At 67.3% G+C, this 24,708-nt stretch carries 21 protein-coding genes; 9 read left to right on the top strand and 12 right to left on the bottom strand.

The features are described from left to right. Window positions 1-6 precede the first annotated feature (6 nt). The 3 genes from PM1_RS07000 (at window position 7) to PM1_RS07010 (ending at window position 3,425) form a co-directional block, all read left to right on the top strand. On the top strand, window positions 7-1,842 hold the full coding sequence (locus tag PM1_RS07000) for a GldG family protein (protein ID WP_009616585.1): 1,836 nt from the start codon (window positions 7-9) through the stop codon (window positions 1,840-1,842). Window positions 1,843-1,852: 10 nt separating this feature from the next. Beyond that, window positions 1,853-2,827, top strand: coding sequence for a DUF4340 domain-containing protein (locus PM1_RS07005; protein ID WP_009616586.1), 975 nt, complete (start codon window positions 1,853-1,855; stop codon window positions 2,825-2,827). Window positions 2,828-3,215: 388 nt separating this feature from the next. Beyond that, window positions 3,216-3,425, top strand: a complete 210-nt coding sequence (locus tag PM1_RS07010; protein ID WP_003082372.1) for a cold-shock protein — start codon at window positions 3,216-3,218, stop codon at window positions 3,423-3,425. Window positions 3,426-3,735: 310 nt separating this feature from the next. On the opposite strand, the gene PM1_RS07015 is transcribed toward PM1_RS07010, so the two are convergent. From PM1_RS07015 to PM1_RS07035, 5 genes are all read right to left on the bottom strand, one after another. Then, window positions 3,736-4,119 carry a hypothetical protein gene (locus PM1_RS07015; RefSeq protein WP_009616607.1) on the bottom strand — a complete coding sequence of 128 codons (384 nt, stop codon included), beginning with the start codon at window positions 4,117-4,119 and terminating at the stop codon, window positions 3,736-3,738. 11 nt (window positions 4,120-4,130) lie between these two features. Beyond that, the gene (locus PM1_RS07020; protein WP_009616608.1) at window positions 4,131-4,940 is read right to left on the bottom strand and encodes a putative RNA methyltransferase; all 810 of its coding nucleotides are present in this window, start codon (window positions 4,938-4,940) and stop codon (window positions 4,131-4,133) included. A 1-nt stretch (window position 4,941) separates the two neighbouring features. Beyond that, window positions 4,942-5,115: a hypothetical protein gene (locus PM1_RS07025; RefSeq protein ID WP_009616609.1), complete on the bottom strand. Its 174-nt coding sequence runs from the start codon at window positions 5,113-5,115 to the stop codon at window positions 4,942-4,944. Next, a complete protein-coding gene (dapE, locus tag PM1_RS07030; protein WP_009616610.1) occupies window positions 5,112-6,260 on the bottom strand; it encodes a succinyl-diaminopimelate desuccinylase in 1,149 nt (382 codons plus the stop codon). Before dapE ends, PM1_RS07025 begins: the two co-directional genes overlap by 4 nt. A gap of 859 nt (window positions 6,261-7,119) precedes the next feature. After that, window positions 7,120-9,729, bottom strand: coding sequence for a glycosyltransferase (locus PM1_RS07035; protein WP_024128514.1), 2,610 nt, complete (start codon window positions 9,727-9,729; stop codon window positions 7,120-7,122). A 215-nt stretch (window positions 9,730-9,944) separates the two neighbouring features. Here PM1_RS07035 and tcdA point away from each other — a divergent pair, with 215 nt between their 5' ends. Continuing rightward, window positions 9,945-10,763: a tRNA cyclic N6-threonylcarbamoyladenosine(37) synthase TcdA gene (gene tcdA / locus PM1_RS07040; protein ID WP_009616613.1), complete on the top strand. Its 819-nt coding sequence runs from the start codon at window positions 9,945-9,947 to the stop codon at window positions 10,761-10,763. Between the two features lie 268 nt (window positions 10,764-11,031). Here the strand turns inward: tcdA and PM1_RS07045 are convergent, their stop codons facing one another. The 4 genes from PM1_RS07045 to PM1_RS07060 all read right to left on the bottom strand — a co-directional run bounded on the left by PM1_RS07045 (window position 11,032) and on the right by PM1_RS07060 (window position 14,148). Then, the gene (locus tag PM1_RS07045) at window positions 11,032-11,436 is read right to left on the bottom strand and encodes a SufE family protein (RefSeq protein ID WP_009616615.1); all 405 of its coding nucleotides are present in this window, start codon (window positions 11,434-11,436) and stop codon (window positions 11,032-11,034) included. Further along, window positions 11,433-12,635 (bottom strand): aminotransferase class V-fold PLP-dependent enzyme, encoded by a 1,203-nt coding sequence (locus PM1_RS07050; protein ID WP_009616617.1) that lies wholly within the window; start codon window positions 12,633-12,635, stop codon window positions 11,433-11,435. The genes PM1_RS07045 and PM1_RS07050 overlap by 4 nt, the downstream gene beginning before the upstream one ends. Before the next feature lie 95 nt (window positions 12,636-12,730). Beyond that, the gene (gene dapD, locus PM1_RS07055) at window positions 12,731-13,765 is read right to left on the bottom strand and encodes a 2,3,4,5-tetrahydropyridine-2,6-dicarboxylate N-succinyltransferase (RefSeq protein ID WP_009616620.1); all 1,035 of its coding nucleotides are present in this window, start codon (window positions 13,763-13,765) and stop codon (window positions 12,731-12,733) included. Between the two features lie 32 nt (window positions 13,766-13,797). Then, window positions 13,798-14,148: an ArsC family reductase gene (locus PM1_RS07060; RefSeq protein ID WP_009616622.1), complete on the bottom strand. Its 351-nt coding sequence runs from the start codon at window positions 14,146-14,148 to the stop codon at window positions 13,798-13,800. A 188-nt stretch (window positions 14,149-14,336) separates the two neighbouring features. Between PM1_RS07060 and PM1_RS07065 the strand changes: the two genes are divergently transcribed. Beyond that, window positions 14,337-15,998: a Na+/H+ antiporter gene (locus PM1_RS07065; RefSeq protein ID WP_009616624.1), complete on the top strand. Its 1,662-nt coding sequence runs from the start codon at window positions 14,337-14,339 to the stop codon at window positions 15,996-15,998. Window positions 15,999-16,304: 306 nt separating this feature from the next. Here the strand turns inward: PM1_RS07065 and dapC are convergent, their stop codons facing one another. The 3 genes from dapC to map all read right to left on the bottom strand — a co-directional run bounded on the left by dapC (window position 16,305) and on the right by map (window position 21,164). Next, complete coding sequence (gene dapC, locus PM1_RS07070; RefSeq protein ID WP_009616626.1) at window positions 16,305-17,525, bottom strand: succinyldiaminopimelate transaminase; 1,221 nt, start codon at window positions 17,523-17,525, stop codon at window positions 16,305-16,307. A 12-nt stretch (window positions 17,526-17,537) separates the two neighbouring features. Then, window positions 17,538-20,240 carry a [protein-PII] uridylyltransferase gene (locus PM1_RS07075; protein WP_009616628.1) on the bottom strand — a complete coding sequence of 901 codons (2,703 nt, stop codon included), beginning with the start codon at window positions 20,238-20,240 and terminating at the stop codon, window positions 17,538-17,540. Window positions 20,241-20,381: 141 nt separating this feature from the next. Then, window positions 20,382-21,164, bottom strand: a complete 783-nt coding sequence (map, locus tag PM1_RS07080; protein ID WP_009616630.1) for a type I methionyl aminopeptidase — start codon at window positions 21,162-21,164, stop codon at window positions 20,382-20,384. Between the two features lie 307 nt (window positions 21,165-21,471). On the opposite strand from map, the gene rpsB reads away from it, so the two are divergent. From rpsB to frr, 4 genes are all read left to right on the top strand, one after another. Continuing rightward, entirely contained in the window at window positions 21,472-22,212 is a 741-nt protein-coding gene (gene rpsB / locus PM1_RS07085) for a 30S ribosomal protein S2 (protein ID WP_009616632.1), read from the top strand. 125 nt (window positions 22,213-22,337) lie between these two features. Beyond that, entirely contained in the window at window positions 22,338-23,207 is an 870-nt protein-coding gene (tsf, locus tag PM1_RS07090) for a translation elongation factor Ts (protein WP_009616633.1), read from the top strand. A gap of 204 nt (window positions 23,208-23,411) precedes the next feature. Next, window positions 23,412-24,149 (top strand): UMP kinase, encoded by a 738-nt coding sequence (gene pyrH, locus PM1_RS07095; RefSeq protein WP_009616635.1) that lies wholly within the window; start codon window positions 23,412-23,414, stop codon window positions 24,147-24,149. A gap of 1 nt (window position 24,150) precedes the next feature. Beyond that, window positions 24,151-24,708: a ribosome recycling factor gene (frr, locus tag PM1_RS07100; protein ID WP_009616637.1), complete on the top strand. Its 558-nt coding sequence runs from the start codon at window positions 24,151-24,153 to the stop codon at window positions 24,706-24,708.

Here is a 24,708-nt window from a genome sequence, read left to right on the forward strand (position 1 = left end):
GCCCGCATGAAGAAACTGATGTATTCCGCCGCCGGGCTGCTGGTCATCGCCTTGCTGTTCCTGGCTTTCAACCTGGTGTCCGGGCTGGCCTTCACCGGCGCGCGCCTGGACCTGACGCAGCAGAAGCTCTACACCATCTCCGACGGCACGAAGAAGGTGCTGGGCTCCATTGGCGAGCCGATCAACCTGTACTTCTTCTTCTCCGACAAGGGCAGCAAGGACCTGGTCCCGCTGCGCAACTACGCCAAGCGCGTGGAGGAACTGCTCAAGGCCTACGAGCGCGAGGCCGACGGCAAGATCCGCCTGCACGTCATCGACCCGCAGCCGTTCTCCGAGGAGGAGGACAAGGCCGCCGAGTTCGGCCTGCAGGCGGTGCCGCTGAACCAGGGCGGCGACACCCTGTACTTCGGCCTGGCCGGCACCGACGCGCTGGACAATATCCAGGTGATCCCGTTCTTCCAGCCGGACCACGAGGCGTTCCTGGAGTACGACCTCAGCCGCCTGGTCAACGCCCTGGCGCATCCCAAGCGGCCGGTGGTGGGTGTGCTCAGCACCCTGCAGATGACCGGCGGCTTCGACATGCAGACGCAGCAGCCCAGCTCGCCCTGGATGCTGCTCGACGAGGTGCGCCAGCAGTTCGACCTGAAGAGCCTCAAGCCCGACGTCGACGCCATCCCGGACGACGTCAGCGTGCTGCTGCTGGTGCATCCCAAGCACCTGCCGCAGCAGACGCTCTATGCCATCGACCAGTTCGTGCTGCGCGGCGGCAAGCTGCTGGCCTTCGTCGATCCCTTCAGCGAGGCCGACAAATCCTCGCCCATGGCCGCGCTGGATGGCCCCGGCGACCAGGCCTCCGACCTCGAACCGCTGTTCAAGGCCTGGGGCGTGCAACTGCTGCCGGGCAAGGTGCTCGGCGACGCCAGCTACGCCATGTCGGTGAGCATGGGCCAGGGCCAGCGCGCGGCGCACCACCCGGCCTGGCTGAACCTCGACGCCAAGGCGCTGGACGCCAACGACGTGGCCACCGCCGGGCTGGAGAACCTGACCCTGGCCACCGCCGGCATCCTCGAACCGCTCAAGGACGCGAAGACCCGCTTCACGCCGCTGATCCAGAGTTCGGCGCAGGCGATGCCCTTCGACGCCCAGCGCTTCGCCACCCTGCGCGACCCCGGTGAGCTGATGGCCCAGCTCAAGCCCACCGGCCAGCGCTACGTCATGGCCGCGCGCATCCAGGGCCCGGCGCAGAGCGCCTTCCCCAATGGCATCGAGGGCCGCAAGGACGGCCTGAAGAGCGCCGACAGCATCAACGTCATCGCCGTGGCCGACACCGACCTGCTCACCGACCGCATGTGGGTGCAGGTGCAGGACTTCTTCGGCCAGCGCGTGCCGCAGCCCTGGGCCGACAACGCCAGCTTCGTGATCAACGCGCTGGACAACCTGGCCGGCTCCGACGCGCTGATCAGCGTGCGCTCGCGTGGCCGCTTCAGCCGCCCGTTCACCGTGGTGGACGAGCTGCAGCGCCAGGCCGAGACGCGCTTCCGCGAGAAGGCCGACGCGCTCAAGCAGCGCCTGGCCGACACCGAGCAGAAGCTCGCCGCGCTGCAGAACCCCGACCCGGGCAAGGCCCTGGAGCTGACGCCGGAGCAGCAGAGCGCGATGCAGCAGTTCATCCAGGAGCGCGTGCGCATCCGCAAGGAGCTGCGCGATGTGCAGTTCCAGCTGAACGCGGATATCGAGTCCCTCGGCCGCACCCTGAAGATCGTCAACATCGCCGCCGTGCCGCTGCTGCTGACCCTGGGCGTGCTCGCCCTGTGGTGGTGGCGCCGCCGGCGCCAGGCCTGAGGAGGCGGCCATGCAACGCAAGAGTCTGATCCTGCTGGTGGCCTTGGTTGTGGCGCTCGGCGGCCTCTTCGCCTGGCTGCAGCGCGAGCCGGCCCGCCTGGCACCGCCGGCGGAGGTGCGCTATTTCCCGGGCCTGGATGTGCAGCAGGTGAGCGCGGTGACGGTGCGCCGCCCCGGCCAGCCGGACATCCGCGTGGCGCGCCAGGACGGGCGCTGGGTGATGCCGGCCAAGGCCGGCTACCCGGCGGCCGGGCGCCTGGTCGGCGACCTGCTGCACGACCTGGCGCAGGCGCGCAAGGTCGAGGCCAAGACCCGCGAGCCGGGCAACTTCGCCCAGCTCGGCGTCGCCGACCAGGGCGAGGGCGCCGGCGTGCGCCTGAGCCTGGAGCGCAGCGCCGGAGCGCCGCTGGAGCTGCTGGTGGGCAAGGCCGCGCAGCAGGGCGGGCGCCTGGTGCGCCAGCCCGGCGACGAGCAGGTCTGGCTGATCGACAAGGACCTGCGCCTGCCGCCCGACGAGCTGGACTGGCTGGACCGGCGCATCACCAGCATTCCCTTCGAGAAGGTCGCCGAGGTGTCGGTGAGCTACCCCGGCGGGGAGACCCTGACGGTGTTCCGCGACAAGGCCGGCGAGCCCAACCTGCGGGTACGCCAGTTGCCCAGGGACGCCAAGCTGGCCTACGAGTCCATCGTCAACGGCATGGCCACGCCCTTCGGCGCCCTGACCTTCAGCGAAACGGCGCCGCTGGACCAGGTGCAGTTCAAGGGGCCGGCGCGCCTGAGCCTGACGCTCAAGACCCTCGATGGCGCCAGCCTGAGCGGGCGCGTGCTGGAGCAGGGCGGGCAGAACTGGCTGCTGCTGGACCGCGTCGAGGGGTTCGCCGACGGGCAGATCCAGGCGCGCAAGGGCTGGGCCTACCGCATCGAAGCCAACCAGTACGAGGCGCTTGCCCGGCACCTGGCGGATTTCACCGCGAAGAAACCTTGAGGTATTTCAAAGGCCGGCCGGGCGAAGTTCCGGTCGGCAACTTTCACCATGGGCGTGCGGAAATGTGCGCTACAGCACGCCGACAATGACAAAACTTACAACTCCGTTACATCGTCCAAGTGCACCAGAATGGCCTTGGAAGCCCCGTAAAATGGCACTTTGGCCGCATCGGTCACGGTGCTGGCACTGAGGCGAAAAAGTGCTTTCCAGCTGTAACTTTTGATTTATATACTCGGGAGCGCGGTCGTCATTGGGGCGTTATTCGAATTGCCCATCCAGCGGCTAAGGCCCTGGATGGTCAATGCGGACAACCCTCCGCCTGTCGAGCCGTTGCAGTCCTCATTCCCGGGGGCCACCCAAAAATAATAGCGAGTTGGAGAGTGTGGTAATGGCTGATCGTGAGGTCGGAACCGTCAAGTGGTTCAATGACGCCAAGGGTTATGGATTCATTCAACGCGACAGCGGTCCGGACGTTTTCGTCCACTACCGCGCCATTCGTGGCGAAGGTCACCGCTCCCTGGTCGAAGGCCAGAAAGTGGAGTTCTCGGTGATCCAGGGTCAGAAAGGCCTACAGGCGGAAGACGTCTCCAAGGTCTGAGAACCCGTTTACGATCTGCTGCGCGTCGGCATAACTGCGTTGAAAACAGGCGAGTAATGCTCATTTAGCTAGCTAAACTGCGCTTCCTCGCCTGTTTGACTCGCTGCGCTCGCCCTTCGGGCCAGCCTTCGGCTGTTACTCCCGTTGGTCGTTGCGCCTTGTTCTGCTCTAGCTCGCGAGATCGTAAACAGGCTCTGAGCCCCCGAAGACAAAGGCCCGTCGCGAGACGGGCCTTCGTTTTCCAGCCGGCGCCTGGCGCCCGGCTCTTCAGCAACGACGCCGCGCATCGCGCCAGCGTCGTTTTCGTGCTTCAGCCGGTTCGCCAGGTGATCTCGGCGACGCCCTCGGCGGTCACCTTCAGCCAGCGGTCGGCGTCTTCCTCGCCCTGTTCTTCGCTCCAGCTGCCCGGTGCGCAGCGCACCTCCACGCCCAGCGCGGCGTTGGCCGCCCTGGCGCAGGCCAGGTCGTCGTCCCAGGGCGTGGCGTCGCTGTCGATGAACAGGCTGTGCCACTTGCCCACCGCCTGCGGCAGCCAGGTCAGCGGGATCATCCCGCTGGGGCTGTCGGCCAGGCACTTGAAGGTCTCGCCCTGGCGCCGCCATTCGCTGCAGGGGCCCAGCGCCTCGGCCAGCCAGGCGCCGACGGCGGCCTGGTCGGCGTCCTTCAGGTAGATCTCGATATCCGGTTGGCGCATGGGCGTCCTCGTCAGGGTTTTTGGCGTTCCAGCCAATCGTAGCGCACCGCCACCGTGACCTCGAAGGGCTCGGCGAGGATGCGCTCGCGGCGCTGCGGGCTGACCCGCCAGCCGTGGGGCGTCATCGCCAGCAGCGTTTCGCGGGCTTCGCGGCTGTCCAGGGCCAGGCGGAAATTCAGGCTTTCCGTATGGGCCAGGGCCAGGCTCGGCGGCAGGTCGGCCAGGTGCTTGTCGTCGACGTACTCGCGCACCTCGTCGTACAGGCGCTGGCGCAGTTCCAGCAGGTGGTCGCGGCCCGGGCCCAGGCGCAGCACGCCGCCGCCGGGGGCCAGCAGGCGCGCGGCCTCGTTCCAGTCGATGGGGCTGAACACGCTGGCCAGCAACTGGCAGTTGGCGCCGGCCAGCGGCACCCGGGCCATGCTGGCGACCATCCAGGTCAGCTGCGGGGCGCGGCGGCAGGCGGCTTTCACCGCCTCGCGGGAGATGTCCAGGGCGTAGCCGTCGCTGGCGGGCAGGGCCTCGGCGAGCTGGGCCGTGTAGTAGCCCTCGCCGCAGCCGATGTCGAGCCAGCGCGCCGGCGCGCGTTCGGCGGCAAGCTCGGCCAGGCGTCGGGCCAGCGGGGCGTAGTGGCCGGCGCCGAGGAACTGGCGGCGGGCCTCGACCATGGCGGCGTTGTCGCCCGGGTCGCGGCTTTTCTTGTGCTGCACGGGCAGCAGGTTCAGGTAGCCCTGGCGCGCGCGGTCGAAACTGTGTCCGGCGGGGCACTTCACGCTGTTGTCGAGGTGTTCCAGCGGCGCCTGGCAGATCGGGCAGGTGAGCATCTCAGTCCTTCCGCTCCGTGCGCAGCGGGCTCAGCACGGTGAGCAGCGGCAGGCTGCGCTGGCGCAGGTTGAGCTGGTAGCTGCGCAGGGCGTAGCGCCGCTCCGGGGCCGGCATCGGCGGTGGGATGTCGGGTTGGGTGGCGGCCAGGCAGAAGCCTTTCTTCACGTCGCTCATGCCAGCAGCCGCACCAGTGTCTGGTAGTAGATTTCGCTCAGCAGGTCGAGATCGCTGGCCAGCACCCGCTCGTTGACCTGGTGGATGGTGGCGTTGACCGGGCCCAGCTCGACCACCTGGGTGCCCAGGGTGGCGATGAAGCGCCCGTCCGAGGTGCCGCCGGAGGTCGAGGGGGTGGTCTGCCGGCCGGTGACCGCCTGGATGCTGGCGGCCACGGCGTCGAGCAGCTCGCCCGGCTCGGTGAGGAACGGCAGGCCGGACAGCGCCCAGTCGATGTGCCAGTCCAGGCCGTGCTTGTCGAGGATGGCGGCGACGCGCTGCTGCAGCCCCTCCGGGGTGGACTCGGTGGAGAAGCGGAAGTTGAACACCACCACCAGCTCGCCGGGGATGACGTTGGTGGCGCCGGTGCCGCCGTTGATGTTGGAGATCTGGAAGCTGGTCGGCGGGAAGAAGGCGTTGCCGTCGTCCCAGTGCTCGGCGGCCAGCTCGGCCAGGGCCGGGGCGGCCAGGTGGATGGGGTTCTTCGCCAGGTGCGGGTAGGCCACGTGGCCCTGTACGCCGCGCACCTTGAGGGTGGCGCCGAGGGAGCCGCGGCGGCCGTTCTTGACCACGTCGCCGACCAGGGTGGTGCTCGACGGCTCGCCGACGATGCACCAGTCCAGGCGCTCGTTGCGCGCGCGCAGGCGCTCGACCACGGCCTTGGTGCCGTGCTGCGCCGGGCCTTCCTCGTCGCTGGTTATCAGGTAGGCGATGCTGCCGCGGTGGTCCGGGTGCTCGGCGACGAAGCGCTCGGTGGCGATGATCATGGCCGCCAGGCTGCCCTTCATGTCCGCCGCGCCGCGCCCGCAGAGCATGCCGTCGGCGTCGATCAGGGCGTCGAACGGCTGGTGCTGCCAGGCCTGCTCGGGGCCGGTGGGGACCACGTCGGTGTGCCCGGCGAAGCACAGCACCGGGCCTGCGCCGCCATCACGGCCGGCGCGGCGGGCCCAGAAGTTGTCCACTTCTTCGATGCGCATCGGCTCCAGGTCGAAGCCGCAGGCGGCCAGGCGCTGCATCATCAGCTGCTGGCAGTCGGCATCGACGGGGGTGACGGAGGGCCGGCGGATCAGCTCGCAGGCGAGGGCCAGGGTCGGCGACAGGGACATGGGCAAGGCATCCAGGGTGAAACGGAAAAGGCGCACATCTTAAAGCAAAAGCGCGGGGACAGCGCGTCGTCTGGTCGCAGCGGTTTCCCTGGCAGGATGCGCCGAGGTGCGAAGAGTCCGTTCGCGAGCAAGCTCGCTCCTACGATGCCTCCGACTCCGAGCCCAACTGTAGGAGCGGGCCCTGCCCGCGATTTCGCGCGCAGGGCGCGCTCCTACAAGGAGCACGGTGCGTGGGATGGCGTTGAGCGAAGCGATACCCATCGCCATGACCGCATGGGTATCGCCAAGGCTCAACCCATCCTACGAAAAGCGCCTGGCCGTTCAGCCCACCTGCTCGGAACCGCTCAGTGCCTCTTCCTCGCGCGGGCGCGGCAGCGAGGAGAGCAGGGCCATTCCGAGCTCAACTGTAGGCGGGCCCTGCCCGCGATATCGCGCGCAGGGCGCGCTCCTACAAGGAGCGCGGTGCGTGGGATGGCGTAGGAGCGAGCATGGCTTTTCGTAGGATGGCGTTGAGCGAAGCGATACCCATCGCCATGACCGCATGGGTATCGCCAAGGCTCAACCCATCCTACGAAAAGCGCCCGGCCGTTCAGCCCACCTGCTCGGAACCGCTCAGCGCCTCTTCCTCACGCGGGCGCGGCAGCGAGGAGAGCAGGGCCATTCCGAGCTCAACTGTAGGAGCGGGCCCTGCCCGCGATTTCGCGCGCAGGGCGCGCTCCTACAAGGAGCAGGGTGCAGGGGATGGCGTAGGAGTGAGCATGGCTTTTCGTAGGATGGCGTTGAGCGAAGCGATACCCATCGCCATGACCGCATGGGTATCGCCAAGGCTCAATCCATCCTACGAAAAGCGCCTGGCCGTTCAGCCCACCTGCTCGGAACTGCTCAGCGCCTCTTCCTCGCGCGGGCGCGGCAGCGAGGAGAGCAGGGCCATGATCAGCGCCGCCAGGTACGGCAGCGACTGCACCAGCAGCATCACCACCCAGAACATCAGGTCCGGGCTGGGCACGCCCTGCACCAGCACGATGCCCAGGGCGACGCCCCACAGCAGGAGCATGATGAAGACTTCCTCGCGGGCCTCCGCCAGGGCCACCAGCAGGCCGTGGCTGGAGCGCATCTTCGGCGTGCGGAAGAACGGGATGGAGCGGGTGACGAAGCCGTACAGCACCGCCTTGGCGATGGTGTGCGACAGCGACAGCCCGGCCAGCGCGGCGAACAGCGCGTCGCGCAGGTTCACGCCCACGGTGCGGCGGTAGAGGAAGAGGATCTTGCCGACCTTGAAGGCGAACAGCGTCAGCGGCAGGATCGCGAAGATCAGCAGCGGCGGGTCGACGCGCTTGGGCACGATGATCATCGCCGCCGACCAGAGCAGCGCGCCGAGGGTGAAGAAGATGTTCATGCCGTCGGCGATCCACGGCAGCCAGCCGGCGACGAAGTGGTAGCGCTGGCCGCCGGTCAGCTTGCTGCCGTCCGGGCCGCGGCCGCGCAGCAGGGCGTCGGTGTGGCGCTTCATGATCTGGATGGCGCCGTAGGCCCAGCGGAAGCGCTGCTTCTTGAAGTCGATGAAGGTGTCGGGCATCAGGCCCTTGCCGTAGCTGCGCTCGAAGTAGGCCGCCGAGAGGCCGCGCTCGAACACCCGCAGGCCCAGCTCGGCGTCCTCGGTGATGCACCATTCGGCCCACTTCAGCTCGTCCAGCACCTGGCGCCGGACCATGGTCATGGTGCCGTGCTCGATGATCGCGTCGCGGTCGTTGCGGGTGACCATGCCGATGTGGAAGAAGCCCTTGTACTCGGCGTAGCACAGGCGCTTGAAGGCGCTTTCGTGCTGGTCGCGGTAGTCCTGCGGCGACTGCACCACGGCGATCTGCGGGTCGGCGAAGTGCGGCACCATGTGCTTGAGCCAGTCCGGCTCGACGCAGTAGTCGGAGTCGATCACCGCGATGACTTCGGCGTCGGGCGCGACGAACTGCAGCGCATAGTTCAGCGCGCCGCCCTTGAAGCCGGCCAGGGGCGCCACGTGGAAGAAGCGGAAGCGCGGGCCGAGCAGTTCGCAGTGGGCCTGCACCGGCTCCCACACGGCCGGGTCCTTGGTGTTGTTGTCGATCACCAGGACCTCGAAGTCCGGGTAGTCGAGCCTGGCCAGGGCGTTCAGCGTCTCCTTGAGCATCTCCGGCGGCTCGTTGTAGCAGGGCACGTGGATGGAGACCTTGGGCCGGTAGGCGTCGGCGTCGGTGACCGGCAGGAACAGGCGGCGGCGCTTGCGCGTCCACACCGCCTCGGCCAGCTCGTGGGCCTCGGTGAACAGCACTATCACCACGCCCAGCGCGCCTATGCCCAGCAATACGCCGACGGTGATGCTGAACCAGGTGCTGTACTGCTGGCTGTAGTCGTAGCCGATCCACACCAGGATGGACGCGCAGACGAACGAGACCACGGCGAGGAAGGTCCGCCCGCGCTGGCGCAGGGCGCTGCTGTCGATCAGCAGCAGGGTGAAGGTGAGCAGCGCCAGCACCACCGAGGCGATGGCCAGCACGCGCCACTTGGGAATGGCCACCACCGGGCCCTGGAAGTTGAACTTGGGCTGGCGCGCGGCGTTGAACACGCCCCAGTAGGCGCCCACCGAACCTTCGTCGGTGTACTTCCACGGCTGGTCGAAGGCCTCGACCACGAAGTAGTTGTAGCCCTTCTTGTTCAGCGCGTTGGTCAGTTCGCGCAGGTAGATGGCCTGGTCCGCCTGGGTGGCGGTGGCGCCGCCGCGCATGCGGCCGTTGCTGGGCCAGCCGACCTCGGCCAGCAACAGCGGCTTTTTCGGAAACTTCAGGCGCAGGTCGCGGGCGCGGTCGAGGACGAACTGCACCGAGTCCTGCATGGGCACGAACTCCCAGTAGGGCAGCACGTGGGCGGCGATCAGGTCGACGTGCTTGGCCAGCTCCGGGTATTTCTCGTAGATGTGCCACTGCTCGGCGGTGGTCACCGGTACCTTCACCGCGGCGCGGACGCGGTCGAGGTAGCCGATCAGCTGATCCTTGGTGACCTCGCGGCGGAACAGCGCCTCGTTGCCGACTATCACCCGCACCACGCTGCGCGAGCGGTTGGCGATCTCGATGCCGCGGGCGATCTCCGCCTCGTTCTCGGCCTCGTCGGCGCTGATCCAGATGCCCAGGCTGACGCGCATCCCGTACTCCTCGGCGAGGAAGGGGATGTCGGAAAGGCTGCCCTTGGTCGAGTAGGTGCGGATGTTCTCGGTCATCCGCGAGACCAGTTCCAGGTCCGCGCGGATCTGCTCGTCGCTGGGGAAGCGGCCGCTCTGCGGGCTCTGGTCCAGGCGGAAGGGCGAGAAGGAGAAGCCGGAGATGCTTTCCGGCCAGTCCGGCGCGCTCACCGGGCGGTTGTACAGGGCCCAGACGCCGGTGAGCAGGGCGGCCAGGGCGACCAGCACGACCAGGTTGAGGCCGAATTTGCGTGATGGCATGGAGCGATCGGGTTCCTGTCGGTGTTTCGGGGCCGGGAACGGGTCGGCGCGCATCCTACCCCGCACCCCCCTGGGTGTATAGCTCCCGTCCGGCGCCGCGGGGGCGGCATAGAATGTCCCTGGTGGCCGGTTATGGCCTTGCCGGGCGTCAATTCGGCCGGCCCTGGCGCCCGCCTTCCTATAGAATGCCGGGCGTTTTTTGCGGAGACACTGTGATGGTAGTGGACGATCAGCGTTTCGGTGGCATCGCCCGCCTGTACGGCACCCAGGGCCTGGAGCGCCTGGCCGCGGCCCACGTGGCGGTGGTCGGCATCGGCGGCGTCGGCTCCTGGGCGGCCGAGGCGCTGGCGCGCAGCGGCGTCGGCGAGATTTCCCTGTTCGACCTGGACGACGTCTGCGTGACCAACACCAACCGCCAGGTCCACGCCCTGGAAGGCGCTGTGGGCAAGCCCAAGGTGGAGGTGATGGCCGAGCGCATCCGCGCCATCAACCCGGCGTGCAAGGTCCACGCGGTGGCGGACTTCGTCACCCGCGAGAGCATGGCCGACTGCATCACCACGGAGATGGACTTCGTCATCGACTGCATCGACAGCGTGCCGGCCAAGGCGGCGCTGATCGCCTGGTGCAAGCGGCGCAAGATCCAGATCGTCACCACCGGCGGCGCCGGTGGCCAGGTCGACCCGACGCAGGTGCAGGTGGCCGACCTGAACAAGACCTTCAACGACCCGCTGGCGGCCAAGGTGCGCTCGCTGCTGCGCCGCGACTACAACTTCTCGCGCACGCCGGGGCGGCATTACAGCGTGCCCTGCGTGTTCTCCACCGAGCAACTGCGCTACCCAAAGCCGGATGGCAGCGTGTGCCAGGCCAAGGGGTTCGTTGGGGAAGGGGTGAAGCTGGATTGCGCGGGTGGTTTCGGGGCGGTGATGATGGTTACGGCCACCTTCGGCATGGCTGCGGCGGCCAGGGCTGTGGATAAGCTGGTGGCGGGGGCGCGGCGGCCTTCGGAGCGTAGCGCGGCTGGAAATCCCCCTTAACGCGAACGGTGCTCACCTGTTATCGAGGTGTTTGCTGTTACTCCGCTCCCTCTCCCTAACCCTCTCCCTGAAGGGAGAGGGGACCGTTGGGCAGCGCTGGGTGTTCTGGAGTTAGCCGGCAACATCGAAGGTTTCCAGCTGAAACCATTCTTTCTATCGGCACGGACTAGCCCCCTCTCCCTTCAGGGAGAGGGCTGGGGAGAGGGGGCGGACTTCGATATCGCTCCGGAATTGAGCTTGACTCGGTTGTTCGCGAGCAAGCTCGCTCCTACGAAACGAGTTCGCGCATGCGTTGGAGCACCGCATTCAGGCCATTGCTGCGCGAGGGCGACAATTGTCGACCCAGGCCCAGTTCGTTGAACCACTGCCCCAGGTCCAGTTGCGCCAGTTCCTCCCCCGGCAACCCCTGCACTCGCACCAGCAGCAGCGCGATCAGCCCGCGCAGCAGGCGTGCGTCGCTGGTGGCGCGGAAGTGCCAGGCGCCATCGCGCTGTTCGGCCACCAGCCAGACCAGGCTTTCGCAGCCATGGATGCGGTTGGCCTCGCTGCGTTCCGACTCGTCCAGCGGCTCCAGCCTGTCGCCCCATTGCATCAGCAGGCGCGCGCGCTGTTCCCAGGAGGCTTGCCCGGCGAAGGCTTCCAGCGCCTGGCGGACGGCTTCGGGCAGGCTCATCGCAGCAGTTCCAGGGCGCCGTCGAGGGCGCGGAAGAAGCGCTCCAGGTCGGCGCCGTCGTTGTACAGGGCCAGGGACACGCGGATGGCGCCGGGCAGGCCCAGGCGCTTGAGCAGCGGCATGGCGCAGTGGTGTCCGGCGCGCACCGCCACGCCCTGTTCGGTGAGCAGGTGGGCGAGGTCGGCGCTGTGCACGTCCCGCACCACGAAGCTGGCCAGCGCCGCCTGGGGTTCGCCCAGCAGGCGCACGCCGTCGCGGGCGCGCAGCCCGGCCAGCAGTTGGGCATGCAGCAGGGCTTCGTGGGCGGCCATTTCCGCGGCGTCCTGGCGGGTCAGCCAGTCGAGGCTGGCGCCCAGGCCGATCACCGCGCCTATGGCCGGGGTGCCGGCTTCGAAGCCCAGCGGCGCCGGGCGGAAGTGCGCGCTTTGGTAATCGGCGTTCTGCACCATCTCGCCGCCGAACTGCCAGTGGCGCAGGCGCGCCAGCGCTTCCGCGCGGCCCCAGAGCAGGCCCAGGCCCTCGGGGCCGTAGAGCTTGTGGCTGGAGAACACGTAGAAGTCGCAGCCCAGGGCGGACAGGCTGTGCCGGCCATGGACCACGCCCTGGGCGCCGTCCACCACGCTCAGCGCGCCTTGCGCGCGGGCCAGGGCCAGCAGCTCCGGCAGTGGCTGCCAGGTGCCGAGCACGTTGGACAACTGGCTCACGGCGAGCAGGCGGGTGCGCGGGCCGATCAGTTGCGTGGCGGCCTCCAGGTCGATGACCCCGCGGTCGTCCAGCGGCAGCACCACCAGCTTCGCTCCGCGGCGCAGCGCCAGTTGCTGCCAGGGCAATAGGTTGGCGTGGTGCTCCAGGGCGCTGATGGCGATCTCGTCGCCTTCGCCGAACAGCGGCTCCAGGCCGTAGGCCAGCAGGTTCAGGGCCTCGGTGGCGCCGTGGGTGAACACGAGCTGTTCCGGGCTGCCGGCGTCCAGCCATTGTGCCAGGCGTGTGCGTGTCGCCTCGAAGGCGCGGGTGGCGCGCTCGCCGGGCAGGTGCTGGGCACGATGGACGTTGGCCGCGCCGCTGGCGTAGTAGCCGGCCAGGGCGTCGAGCATGGCCTGGGGCTTCTGCGCGGTGGCGGCGCTGTCGAGGTAGGTCTGCTCCTCGGCTGCCAGCGCGGCGAGGGCAGGGAAGGCGGAGCGCCAGGGGGAAAGAAGCATGGCTGTAAGCCTGAAGCTGGAAGCTGGAAGCTGGAAGCTGGAAGTGCCTTGTGCAGCTCGCTTCCGGCTTTTGGCTTCCAGCTTCCAGCTCTGACTTAGTTGTGCGCGTGCAGCGCTTCGTTCAGCTCGATGGCGGTCTTGTTGGTCTTGCACTCCACCGCGCCGGTCTGCGAGTTGCGGCGGAACAGCAGGTCCGGCTGGCCGGCCAGGTCGCGGCCCTTGACCACCTTGACCAGGTTGTTCTGGTCGTCCAGTAGCGCCACCTTGGTGCCGGCGGTGACGTACAGGCCGGCTTCGACGATGTTGCGGTCGCCCAGCGGGATGCCGATGCCGGCGTTGGCGCCGATCAGGCAGCCTTCGCCGACGCTGATGACGATGTTGCCGCCGCCGGACAGGGTGCCCATGGTCGAGCAGCCGCCGCCCAGGTCCGAACCCTTGCCGACGAACACGCCGGCGGAGACGCGGCCTTCGATCATGCCCGGGCCGGCGGTGCCGGCGTTGAAGTTGACGAAGCCTTCGTGCATCACGGTGGTGCCTTCGCCGATGTAGGCGCCCAGGCGCACGCGGGCGGTGTCGGCGATGCGCACGCCGGCCGGGACCACGTAGTCGGTCATTTTCGGGAACTTGTCCACCGAGAAGACTTCCAGCAGCTTGCCCTTCAGGCGCGCTTCGAGTTGCAGCTCGGCCAGCTCGGCCAGGTCGACGGCGCCGATGTTGGTCCAGGCCACGTTCGGCAGCAGCGGGAAGATGCCCGACAGGTTGACGCCATGGGGCTTGACCAGGCGGTGCGAGAGCAGGTGCAGCTTCAGGTAGGCCTCGGGAGTGGAGGCGGGGGCGGCGTCTTCGGCCAGCAGGGTGGCGACCAGCGGTTTCTGGCTTTCGGCCAGGCGGTTGAGCAGGGCGGCCTGGGCCGGGGCGATGGTCTTCAGCGCGTCGGCCAACTGGTAGGCCTGCTGGTTGCTGAAGGCGATGGCCTGGTTGCCGTTCTCGTAGCCGAGGATCGGCGCGACGGCGGCGACCAGCTCGGCGGTCGGGTTCAGCAGCGGTTGCGCGTAGAAGACTTCCAGCCAGGCGTCCTGGCGGTTCTGGGTGCCGACGCCGAAGGCCAGGCTGAACAGGGATTGGGACATGTGCGGTTCCTCGAAAAAACGGTGAAAAAGTGTCAGGCCAGCGCGGCGGCGTAGGCGTCGGGCTTGAAGCCGACCAGGGTGCGGTCGCCAAGGTCCAGCACCGGACGCTTGATCATCGACGGCTGGGCGAGCATCAGCTCGATCGCGCGGGACTCGTCGAGGTCGGCTTTCTGCGCCTCGTCGAGCTTGCGGAAGGTGGTGCCGGCGCGGTTCAGGACCGTCTGCCAGCCGTGCTCGGCGCACCATTGCTCAAGGTGCGCGCGGTCTATTCCGCTAGTCTTGTAGTCGTGGAAGGCATAGTCGACGCCGTGTTCCTCAAGCCAGGTGCGGGCTTTCTTCATGGTGTCGCAGGCCTTGATTCCGTAGATGGTCCGCTGGGTCATGGGCGGCGCTCCTCGTCGTTCCTTTGGCAAGCGTGGGATTATGCCATTTTCCCGTGAACTTGCGGGGGTGGGGAGGGCGGGACGATTCTTTTGCGATTGCAATAGTCTATTGCTCGCCCGGGGGCTGATGGAGAGCGTCTCTGGATGTTCCAATGGGGCGCCGCGAACTGGCGACTGGGAGATCGTCGATGCAAACCGTGTATACCGTGCTCATCCTGCTGCTGGTGGTCGGGGGCACGCGCCTGCTGGCGCAACTGCTGCCCTTGCCGCTGCCGCTGATCCAGATCGCCTCGGGGGCGGTCCTGGCCTGGCCCAGCCTGGGGTTGCACGTGGCGCTGGACCCGGAGCTGTTCATGTTCCTGTTCATTCCGCCGCTGTTGTTCGCCGATGGCTGGCGCATGCCCAAGGGCGAGTTCTGGCAGATGCGCTGGCCGATCCTGACCATGGCCTTCGCCCTGGTGCTGTTCACCGTGGCTGGCGGTGGCGCCTTCATCCACCTGCTGATTCCCGAGATTCCCTGGGCCGCCGCCTTCGCCCTGGCCGCGGTGTTGTCGCCCACCGACGCCCTGGCGGTATCGGCGATCGCCCAGAACCGCCTGCCGCGGCGGCTGATGCACGTGCTGCAGGGCGAGGCGCTGATGAACGACGCCTCGGGCCTGGTGGCCTTCAAGTTCGCCGTGGCCGCGGCCATGACCGGCGCCTTCTCGCTGCTCGACGCCAGCCTGAGCTTCCTCCTGGTGGCGATTGGCGGCCTGGCCTGCGGCGTGGTGCTGAGCTGGCTGCTGGGGCGCATCCGCGCCTGGATGATCCGCCGCGGCTGGGACGACCCGGCCACCCACGTGGTGCTCATGCTGTTGCTGCCCTTCGCGGTGTACATGGTTGCCGAGGAGTTCGGCGTCTCCGGCATCCTCGCGGCGGTGGCGGCGGGCATGATGCAGAGCTGGACCGATCTGCTGCCGCGGCAGACCCACACCCGCGTGCTCAACCGCAGCGTCTGGTCGATGCTGGAGTTCGCCTTCAACGGCGTGGTGTTCCTGCTGCTGGGCCTGCAACTGCCGGACATCCTCAAGTCGGTGACGCACCACGCCGGCGACAGCCTGTGGCGTTCCTCGCAGTTGCTGTTCTACGTGCTGGCGGTGTATGCCGTGCTGATCCTGCTGCGCTTCGCCTGGGTCTGGTGCTACTGGAAGCTGTCGCTGCGCTTCGAGCGCTGGTGGGGCATCGAGCTGGGCGGCAAGCCCGGCGAGCCGGTGCTGCGGCTGTCGGCGATCTCGGCGCTGGGCGGGGTGCGCGGGGCGGTGACCCTGGCCGGCGTACTGTCGGTGCCGCTGCTGCTGGGCAGCGGCGAGGCCTTCCCGCAGCGCGACCTGATCATCTTCATCGCCGCCGGGGTGATCCTGGTGTCGCTGCTGGCGGCCACCCTGGGCCTGCCGGCCTTGCTCAAGGGGCTGCCGGTGGCCAGCAACGACCAGTCCGAACTGGAGTACCGCTCGGTATGGCGGCGCACCGCGGTGGCGGCCATCCGCATGCTGGAGAAGGAGGAAATGCCAGCCGGCGAGAAGGTGGATGCCGAGGAGGCCGCGCGGCTGGCGGAGGTGAAGGCGCGGCTGATGGCCGAGTACCGCCAGCAGCTCGACCCGGCTCCGGACAGCGCCGAGGCGCGGGAGCGGGCGCGCAGCCTGGAGCTGGCCGACCAGGCCCTGCGCATCAAGGCGCTGCGTACCCAGCGCCTGGAGCTGTACCAGCTGCGCCGGGAGAACCTGGTGGACGACGAGACCATGCGCAAGGTGCTCGGCGACCTGGACTCCCAGGAAGCCTGGCTGACCAGCAAGGCGGGGCGGTGGGTGTAGGGCGGCGGCAGGTTGCAGGCGGCTTCGAGCTTGACCGCGGCGCGGGCTGAGGCCCAGGTGAAACGGCGGATAACCGCGAACGGTTATTCGCCCTACGTTGCCGGTGGGCTTGGCGTAGGGCGGATAACGCCTACGGCGTTATCCGCCGTTTGGCCTTGGCTGCAGGCGGCTCCGAAGTTGATCTGGGCGCGGGCTTTGGTCTGGGTGAAGCGGCGGATAACCGCGAACGGTTATACGCCCTACGTTGCTGGCGGGCTTGGCGTAGGGCGCATAACGCCTACGGCGTTATCCGCCGTTTGGCCTTGGCTACGGGCGGCTCCGGGTTTGATCTGGGCTGGCCTGGACGAAGCGCTTGATCCGCTCGGCCGCTTCCACGCATTCCGCCAGCGGCGCGACCAGGGCCATGCGCACGCGGTTGGCGCCGGGGTTCTCGCCGTTCACTTCGCGGGACAGATAGGAGCCCGGCACCACGGTGACGTGCTGCTGGTCGAACAGGCCGCGGCAGAACTCGGTGTCGGCGATGGGCGTCTTCGCCCACAGGTAGAAGCTGCCGTCCGGACGCTGTACGTCGAGCACGCCGGCGAGGATGTCCAGCACCGCGGCGAACTTCTCGCGGTACAGGTCGCGGTTGGCGCGCACGTGGTCCTCGTCCTGCCAGGCGGCGATGCTGGCCAACTGGGTCTGCACCGGCATGGCGCAGCCGTGGTAGGTGCGGTACAGGAGGAATTTCTTCAGCACCTCGGCGTCGCCGGCGACGAAGCCCGAGCGCAGGCCCGGCAGGTTGGAGCGCTTGGACAGGCTGTGGAACACCACGCAGCGCCTGAAGTCCGAGCGGCCCAGTTCGGCGCAGGCGCTGAGCAGGCCGGGCGGCGGGTTCTGCTCGTCGAAGTACAGCTCGCTGTAGCACTCGTCGGCGGCGATCAGGAAGTCGTGCTCGTCGGCCAGGGCAATCAGCTTCTTCAGGGTTTCCAGCGGGACCAGCGCGCCGGTGGGGTTGCCCGGGGAGCAGAGGAAGAGGATCTGGCAGCGCTGCCAGACGTCCGCCGGCACCGCGTCGAAGTCCGGATTGAAGCCGTTCCCGGCGCGGCAGGCCAGGTAGTGCGGCTGCGCGCCGGCCAGCAGGGCCGCGCCTTCGTAGATCTGGTAGAAGGGGTTGGGGCTGATCACCAGGCCGTTCTTGCTGCGGTCCACTACCGCCTGGGTGAAGGCGAACAGCGCTTCGCGGGTGCCGTTCACCGGCAGCACGTGGCGCGCCGCGTCCAGCCAGCCGGCGGGGACGCCGAAGCGGCGTTCGCACCAGGCGGCGATGGTTTCGCGCAGCGCCGGCAGGCCCAGGGTGGTCGGGTACACCGCCAGTTGGTCGAGGCTGTCGGCCAGGGCCTTGGCGACGAATTCCGGCGAGCGGTGCTTGGGTTCGCCGATGGACAGCGCGATGTGCGCAAGCCCGGCCGGCGGCTGGGCGCCGGCGAGCAGGGCGCGGAGCTTCTCGAAGGGGTAGGGCTGGAGCAGGTCGAGGTCTGGGTTCATGTGAATCGCTCGTCAGATGCTGATGCGGACCGGAACGGTTTCCTGGCCGTTGGCCTGTGAAAGCTGCTCGACCAGGGCCGCCTGCAGTCGCTTGCACAGGTCCGGGTCGGAGAGTGGCTGGTTGTGCGCGTCGGTGACGTAGAACACGTCTTCCACGCGCTCGCCGAGGGTGGCGATCTTGGCGTTGCGCACCGACAGGTCGAAGTCCAGGAACAGCCCGCCGATGCGCGCCAGCAGGCCCGGGCGGTCGGGGGCGATGACCTCGAGCACGCTGACTTGGCGCGAGGCGTCGGTGGAAATGGTCACCAGCGGCGCGAAGGCGAAGTGCTTGAGCTGCCGGGGCACGCGGCGCTGGATGATGTTCGGGTAGTCGTCGGGGTTCTTCAGCGCGTCCACCAGGCCCTGGCGGATTTCGGCGATGCGCTGGGGATTGTCGCCGATCGAGCCGCCATCGGCGTCGAGCACTATGTAGGTGTCGAGGGTGAACAGGCTGGTGGAGGTGATGATCCGCGCGTCCTGGATGTTCAGGTTGAGCTGGTCCATCGCCGCCACGGTCACGGCGAAGAAGTCGTGCTGGTCGGCGGCGTAGATGAAGATCTGCGTGCCGCCCTCGAACTCGCGCTGGGTGGTTTCCTTGATCAGCACCAGCGGCGTGCCGTCGTCCGGGTGCTGGAGGATGGCCTCGGTATGCCAGGCCACGTCGGCGGCGCTGTGGCGCAGGAAGTAGTCGTCGCCCAGTTGGCTCCAGAGCTGCTCGGCGTCGTCCTGGTCGATGCCGTCGCGCACCAGGATGTCGATGGCCGCGCTCTGCGTCTGGCGAATCTGCTCCTCGCGGTCCAGCGGGTTCTCCAGGCCGCGGCGCAGGGCGCGCTTGGTCTCGGTGTAGAGCTGGCGCAGCAGGCTGGCGCGCCAGGAGTTCCACAGGCTCGGGTTGGTGGCGTTGATGTCGGCCACGGTGAGCACGTAGAGGTAGTCCAGGCGCGTCTGGTCGCCGACCAGTTGGGCGAAGTCGAAGATCACCTGCGGGTCGGAGAGGTCCTTGCGCTGCGCGGTGGTGGACATCACCAGGTGGTTCTGCACCAGCCAGCTGACCAGTTGGGTGTCCCACTGCGGCAGTTGGTGGCGCTGGCAGAACAGCTCGGCGTCCACCGCGCCCAGCTCGGAATGGTCGCCGCCACGGCCCTTGGCGATGTCGTGGTAGAGCCCGGCGAGGTAGATCAGCTCGGGCTTGGGCAGGCGCTCCATGATCTTGCTGGCCAGCGGGTACTTCTCGGCCATGTCCGGGCGCTGCAGCTTGCGCAGGTGCTTGATCAGGTTGAGGGTGTGGGCGTCCACCGTATAGATGTGGAACAGGTCGTGCTGCATCTGCCCGATGATCAGGCCGAACTCCGGCAGGTAGCGGCCGAGGATGCCGTAGCGGTTCATCCGCCGCAGGTTGCGATGGATGCCTTCGCGGCACTTGAACAGCTCGATGAACAGGCTGGTGTTGCGGATGTCGTGGCGGAAGTCGTCGTCGATCAGGTGCCGGCTGTCGCGCAGCAGGCGGATGGTGTCGGCGCGCACGCCCTTGATCGCCGGGTGCTGGGCCATCAGCACGAAGATTTCCAGGAGGGCGAAGGGGGTGCGCTTGAAGACGTTGGAGTTGGTCACCTCCAGGTAGCCGTCGCGGACCTGGAAGCGGCTGTTCAGCGGCGTCACCTGCCCGCCTTCGCCGGCGCGCAGGATGACTTCCTCGAAGTGCTGCATGATCAGGTCGTTCAGCTCGGAGACCGCCATCACCACCCGGTAGTACTTCTGCATGAAGCGCTCGACGGCCAGCTTGGCGTCGTTGTCCTGGTAGCCGAGCATCCCGGCGATGCGCCGCTGGTGGTCGAACAGCAGGCGGTCCTCGGCGCGCCCGGCGAGCATGTGCAGGGCGTAGCGGACCTTCCAGAGGAATTCCTGGCAGGAGGCCAGCACGCTGGACTCGCTTTCCACCAGGAAGCCTTCCTTGACCAGCGCGTGCAGGTTGAGGCTGCCGAAGTGCCGGCGCGCCACCCAGAGGATGGTCTGGATGTCGCGCAGTCCGCCGGGCGAGCCCTTCACGTTGGGCTCCAGGTTGTATTCGGTGTCGTTGTATTTGGTGTGGCGGTGGATCTGTTCCTTGCGCTTGGCCAGGAAGAACTGGCCGCTGGGCCACATCTGGCTGCTGGCCGTGGCTTCGAGCATGCGCTGGCGCAGGTGGTCGGGGCCGGAGATGGTCCGGCACTCCATCAGGTTGGTCACCACCGTCAGGTCGGCACGCGCTTCCTCGGCGCATTCGGCCACCGAGCGCACGCTCTGGCCGACTTCCAGGCCGATGTCCCAGAGCAGGGTGAGGAAGCCCTCGATGGGCTCGCGGAAGACCTCCTGGTCCTCGCTGTCGAGCAGCACCAGGATGTCGATGTCCGAGTGCGGGTGCAGCTCGCCACGGCCGTAGCCGCCCACCGCCACCAGGGCGATGTCGGCGTCCTCGCACCAGGCGAAGCGCTGCCAGGCCTGCTGCAGGATCTGGTCGACGAACCAGGCGCGGTCCTCGATCAGCCGGCGGATGTCACGGCCGCCGTTGAAGCGCGCGTCCAGCACCTCGTTGGCCTGGCGGATGGCCTTCTTGAAGGCGGGGATGGGGCTGGATTTGAGGGCCAGTTCCGCCTGGAACTGCCCAGGGTCGAACAACTCGGGATCCACCTGCGGCATGGCGGCCTTCCTGATTCTGGGATGGGGGAGGGCAGGGGCAAGTCATCGTCCGGGCCTGGGGCGCGTGGCGCCAGGCCCGGCGAGGGTGCCGGGCCGGGATTTCCATGTTCTACCCAGCCGTCGGCGAGATTGCAACGCCGCTCACGCGCTGGTGCGCGGGAAGCTCTCGTCGTTGCGCAGGGTGAGGATCTCGTAGCCGTCGGCGGTCACCAGCACGGTGTGCTCCCACTGGGCGGAGAGCTTGCGGTCCTTGGTGATGGCGGTCCAGCCGTCGCCCAGCAGGCGGGTTTCCGGGCGGCCCTGGTTGATCATCGGCTCGATGGTGAAGATCATCCCTTCCTTGAGTTCCAGGCCGGTGCCGGCGCGGCCGTAGTGCAGCACCTGGGGCTCCTCGTGGAACACCTTGCCGATGCCGTGGCCGCAGTACTCGCGGACCACCGAGAAGCCGTTCTTCTCGGCGTACTTCTGGATCACCTCGCCGATGTCGCCCAGGCGCGCGCCGGGCTTGACCACGGAAATGCCCTTGTACATGCATTCCTGGGTGATCTGGCACAGACGGTCGGCCCACTCCGGGGTCTTGCCCACCAGGAACATCTTGCTGGTGTCGCCGTGGTAGCCGTCCTTGATGACGGTGATGTCGATGTTGACGATGTCGCCTTCCTTGAGCGGCTTCTCGTTGGGGATGCCGTGGCAGACGACGTGGTTGATCGAGGTGCAGATGGACTTGGGGAAGCCCTTGTAGTTCAGGGGCGCGGGGATGGCCTGCTGGACGTTGACTATATAGTCGTGGCAGATGCGGTCCAGTTCGTCGGTGGTGACCCCGGGCTTGACGTGCTCGCCGATCATTTCCAGCACCTCGGCGGCCAGGCGGCCGGCGATGCGCATTTTCTCGATGTCTTCGGGCGTCTTGATGGTGACGGTCATAGAATTCTCGGACGCGGGCGGAAAAAGGCAATGGTAACAGTTTCGCAGGCGGCAGGCTGCCATGGAGGCTGGAGGCTGGAGGCTGGAGGCTGGAGGCTGAACGAAAGAACGTCCTCTGCGTTCCCGCCTCCAGCTTCTAGCCTCCAGCGGCTTTGTGTGATATAAAGCGCCCCGCTTTTGCAGGCTATGGCCTGTTCAAGCCTAACCCACACATGCATCGACACGATGACCTGGGTGCCCTGCGATGCGTTCGGGGGTTGGTCATTGGGATGCATGGAGGCCCAACCCGACTTATCGAGGAACTATCATGTCCCAAGTCAACATGCGCGATATGCTGAAGGCCGGTGTGCACTTCGGCCACCAGACCCGTTACTGGAACCCGAAAATGGGCAAGTTCATTTTCGGCGCGCGCAACAAGATCCACATCATCAACCTGGAAAAGACCCTGCCGCTGTTCAACGAGGCCCTGACCTTCGTTGAGCGCCTGGCCCAGGGCAAGAACAAGATCCTGTTCGTCGGCACCAAGCGTTCCGCCGGCAAGATCGTTCGCGAAGAAGCCGCCCGTTGCGGCATGCCTTACGTCGACCACCGTTGGCTGGGCGGCATGCTCACCAACTACAAGACCATCCGTCAGTCGATCAAGCGCCTGCGCGAGCTGGAAACCCAGCAGCAGGACGGCACCTTCGACAAGCTGACCAAGAAAGAAGCCCTGATGCGCACCCGTGATCTGGAAAAACTGGATCGCAGCCTGGGCGGCATCAAGGACATGGGCGGCCTGCCGGACGCGCTGTTCGTGATCGACGTCGACCACGAGCGCATCGCCATCACCGAAGCCAACAAGCTGGGCATCCCGGTCATCGGCATCGTCGATACCAACAGCAGCCCGGACGGCGTCGACTACGTCATCCCCGGTAACGACGACGCCATCCGCGCCGTTCAGCTGTACCTGGGTTCGATGGCCGAAGCCGTACTGCGCGGCCGTCAGAACGCCCAGGGCGGTGCTGACGAGTTCGTCGAAGAAGCGCCGGCCGAATCCGCCGAAGGCTGATTCCGGGACGTCCAGACGTCCAGCGGTGCGCAAAAAGGGGGCCTGGCCCCCTTTTTGCCACTCCCGAATTCCGCCCGGCCCGCCGGGCGATCTGGTTTTGAGAACCAACTCAAGAGGATTTGCAAATGGCAGAGATCACTGCAGCACTGGTTAAAGAACTGCGCGAGCGCACCGGCCAGGGCATGATGGAGTGCAAGAAGGCCCTGGTTGCCGCCGAAGGCGACATCGAGAAGGCCATCGACGACATGCGCGCTTCGGGCGCCATCAAGGCTGCCAAGAAGGCCGGCAACATCGCCGCCGAAGGTTCCATCGCGGTGAAAGTGGCCGACGACGCCAAGGCCGCCACCATCATCGAAGTCAACTCGCAGACCGACTTCCTGGCCCTGCAGGACGACTTCAAGAACTTCGTCGCCGCCAGCCTGGACAAGGCTTTCGCCCAGAAGCTGAGCGACGCCGCTCCGCTGATCGCCGAGCAGGAGTCCGCCCGTGAGGCCCTGGTCGCCAAGTGCGGCGAGAACGTCAACATCCGTCGCCTGGCACGCGCCGAAGGCGACGTGGTCGGCGCCTACCTGCACGGTCACCGCATCGGCGTACTGGTCACCCTGAAAGGCGGCAACGCCGAACTGGCCCGTGACATCGCCATGCACGTCGCCGCCAGCAACCCGCAGTTCCTGGACCCGTCGCAGGTTTCCGAAGACGCCGTGGCCAAGGAAAAGGAAATCTTCCTGGCGCTGAACGCCGACAAGATCGCCGGCAAGCCGGAAAACATCGTCGAGAACATGGTCAAGGGCCGCATCAACAAGTTCCTCGCCGAAGCCAGCCTGGTCGAGCAGCCGTTCGTCAAGGATCCGGAAGTCAAGGTCGGTGAACTGGCCAAGAAAGCCGGCGCCGAGATCGTCTCCTTCGTTCGCTTCGAAGTGGGCGAGGGCATCGAGAAGGCCGAGGCCGACTTCGCTGCCGAGGTTGCTGCTCAAGTAGCTGCATCCAAGCAATAAGACGGTTTCCACCGTCGCCCCGGAAGAGGCTGCCCGCTCGCGCGTGCGGCCTCTTCGTCAAAGTGGGGAGACCATTCGGGGCGGTCTCCGCGGCTTCGCACCGTTCGTCGGTTCGCGGCGCTGCTAGCCTGGTAGGGCCAGGCTTCCCCGACAGGCGCCCGGTCAGGCGCCACGCATTCCACATCGCCGCAGGAGAAAAAGGTCATGGCTCAGCAGCTGAGCGCACGTCAACCTCGCTATAAACGCATTCTTCTAAAACTGAGCGGCGAAGCCCTGATGGGCAGCGAAGAGTTCGGTATCGACCCCAAGGTCCTGGACCGCATGGCCCTGGAGATCGGCCAACTGGTCGGCATCGGCGTGCAGGTCGGCCTGGTCATCGGCGGCGGCAACCTGTTCCGTGGCGCGGCCCTGTCGGCGGCCGGCATGGACCGCGTCACCGGCGACCACATGGGTATGCTGGCCACCGTGATGAACGGCCTGGCCATGCGCGACGCCCTGGAGCGCTCGAACATCACCGCCATCGTCATGTCGGCCATCAGCATGGTCGGCGTCACCGACCACTACGACCGCCGCAAGGCCATGCGCCACCTCGCCAGCGGCGAAGTGGTGATCTTCTCCGCCGGTACCGGCAACCCCTTCTTCACCACCGACTCGGCCGCCTGCCTGCGCGCCATCGAAATCGATGCCGACGTGGTGCTGAAGGCGACCAAGGTCGATGGTGTGTACACTGCCGATCCGTTCAAGGACCCGAACGCCGAGAAGTTCGAGCGCCTGACCTACGATGAAGTGCTCGACCGCAAGCTGGGCGTGATGGACCTGACCGCCATCTGCCTGTGCCGCGACCAGAAAATGCCGCTGCGGGTGTTCAACATGAACAAGCCGGGCGCGCTGCTGAATATTGTTGTTGGTGGTGCCGAAGGCACCCTGATCGAGGAGGATTGACATGATCAACGAGATCAAGAAAGAAGCGCAGGAGCGCATGGGCAAGGCCCTGGAGGCCCTGGGCCACGCCTTCGCCAAGATCCGCACCGGCCGTGCGCACCCGAGCATCCTGGACAGCGTCATGGTGTCCTACTACGGCTCCGACACCCCGCTGCGCCAGGTCGCCAACGTCACTGTCGAGGATTCCCGCACCCTGGCCCTGAACGTGTTCGACAAGAGCATGATCCAGGCGGTCGAGAAGGCCATCATGACCTCCGACCTGGGCCTGAACCCGGCCACCGCCGGCACCACCATCCGCGTCCCCATGCCGGCCCTGACCGAGGAAACCCGCAAGGGCTTCACCAAGCAGGCCCGCGCCGAGGCCGAGCAGGCCCGCGTCTCCGTGCGCAACATCCGCCGCGACGCCCTGGCCCAGCTCAAGGACCTGCAGAAGGAAAAGGAAATCAGCGAGGACGAAGAGCGTCGCGCCGGGGACGAGGTGCAGAAGCTCACCGACAGGTTCGTCGCCGAGATCGACAAGGCCCTCGAGGCCAAGGAAGCGGATCTGATGGCCGTCTGA

It is taken from the genome of Pseudomonas sp. M1 (genome assembly GCF_022760135.1).
Lineage (GTDB): Bacteria > Pseudomonadota > Gammaproteobacteria > Pseudomonadales > Pseudomonadaceae > Pseudomonas > Pseudomonas citronellolis.

Coding starts and splice junctions, on each gene's coding strand:
- tcdA (WP_009616613.1), top strand. CDS start 9,945: ATGGTAGTGGACGATCAGCGTTTCGGTGGCATCGCCCGCCTGTACGGC.
- PM1_RS07025 (WP_009616609.1), bottom strand. CDS start 5,115: ATGAGCGACGTGAAGAAAGGCTTCTGCCTGGCCGCCACCCAACCCGAC.
- tsf (WP_009616633.1), top strand. CDS start 22,338: ATGGCAGAGATCACTGCAGCACTGGTTAAAGAACTGCGCGAGCGCACC.
- PM1_RS07005 (WP_009616586.1), top strand. CDS start 1,853: ATGCAACGCAAGAGTCTGATCCTGCTGGTGGCCTTGGTTGTGGCGCTC.
- frr (WP_009616637.1), top strand. CDS start 24,151: ATGATCAACGAGATCAAGAAAGAAGCGCAGGAGCGCATGGGCAAGGCC.
- PM1_RS07000 (WP_009616585.1), top strand. CDS start 7: ATGAAGAAACTGATGTATTCCGCCGCCGGGCTGCTGGTCATCGCCTTG.
- PM1_RS07010 (WP_003082372.1), top strand. CDS start 3,216: ATGGCTGATCGTGAGGTCGGAACCGTCAAGTGGTTCAATGACGCCAAG.
- PM1_RS07075 (WP_009616628.1), bottom strand. CDS start 20,240: ATGCCGCAGGTGGATCCCGAGTTGTTCGACCCTGGGCAGTTCCAGGCG.
- PM1_RS07020 (WP_009616608.1), bottom strand. CDS start 4,940: ATGCTCACCTGCCCGATCTGCCAGGCGCCGCTGGAACACCTCGACAAC.
- dapD (WP_009616620.1), bottom strand. CDS start 13,765: ATGTCCCAATCCCTGTTCAGCCTGGCCTTCGGCGTCGGCACCCAGAAC.
- dapC (WP_009616626.1), bottom strand. CDS start 17,525: ATGAACCCAGACCTCGACCTGCTCCAGCCCTACCCCTTCGAGAAGCTC.
- PM1_RS07035 (WP_024128514.1), bottom strand. CDS start 9,729: ATGCCATCACGCAAATTCGGCCTCAACCTGGTCGTGCTGGTCGCCCTG.
- PM1_RS07060 (WP_009616622.1), bottom strand. CDS start 14,148: ATGACCCAGCGGACCATCTACGGAATCAAGGCCTGCGACACCATGAAG.
- map (WP_009616630.1), bottom strand. CDS start 21,164: ATGACCGTCACCATCAAGACGCCCGAAGACATCGAGAAAATGCGCATC.
- PM1_RS07050 (WP_009616617.1), bottom strand. CDS start 12,635: ATGCTTCTTTCCCCCTGGCGCTCCGCCTTCCCTGCCCTCGCCGCGCTG.
- PM1_RS07045 (WP_009616615.1), bottom strand. CDS start 11,436: ATGAGCCTGCCCGAAGCCGTCCGCCAGGCGCTGGAAGCCTTCGCCGGG.
- PM1_RS07015 (WP_009616607.1), bottom strand. CDS start 4,119: ATGCGCCAACCGGATATCGAGATCTACCTGAAGGACGCCGACCAGGCC.
- rpsB (WP_009616632.1), top strand. CDS start 21,472: ATGTCCCAAGTCAACATGCGCGATATGCTGAAGGCCGGTGTGCACTTC.
- pyrH (WP_009616635.1), top strand. CDS start 23,412: ATGGCTCAGCAGCTGAGCGCACGTCAACCTCGCTATAAACGCATTCTT.
- PM1_RS07065 (WP_009616624.1), top strand. CDS start 14,337: ATGCAAACCGTGTATACCGTGCTCATCCTGCTGCTGGTGGTCGGGGGC.
- dapE (WP_009616610.1), bottom strand. CDS start 6,260: ATGTCCCTGTCGCCGACCCTGGCCCTCGCCTGCGAGCTGATCCGCCGG.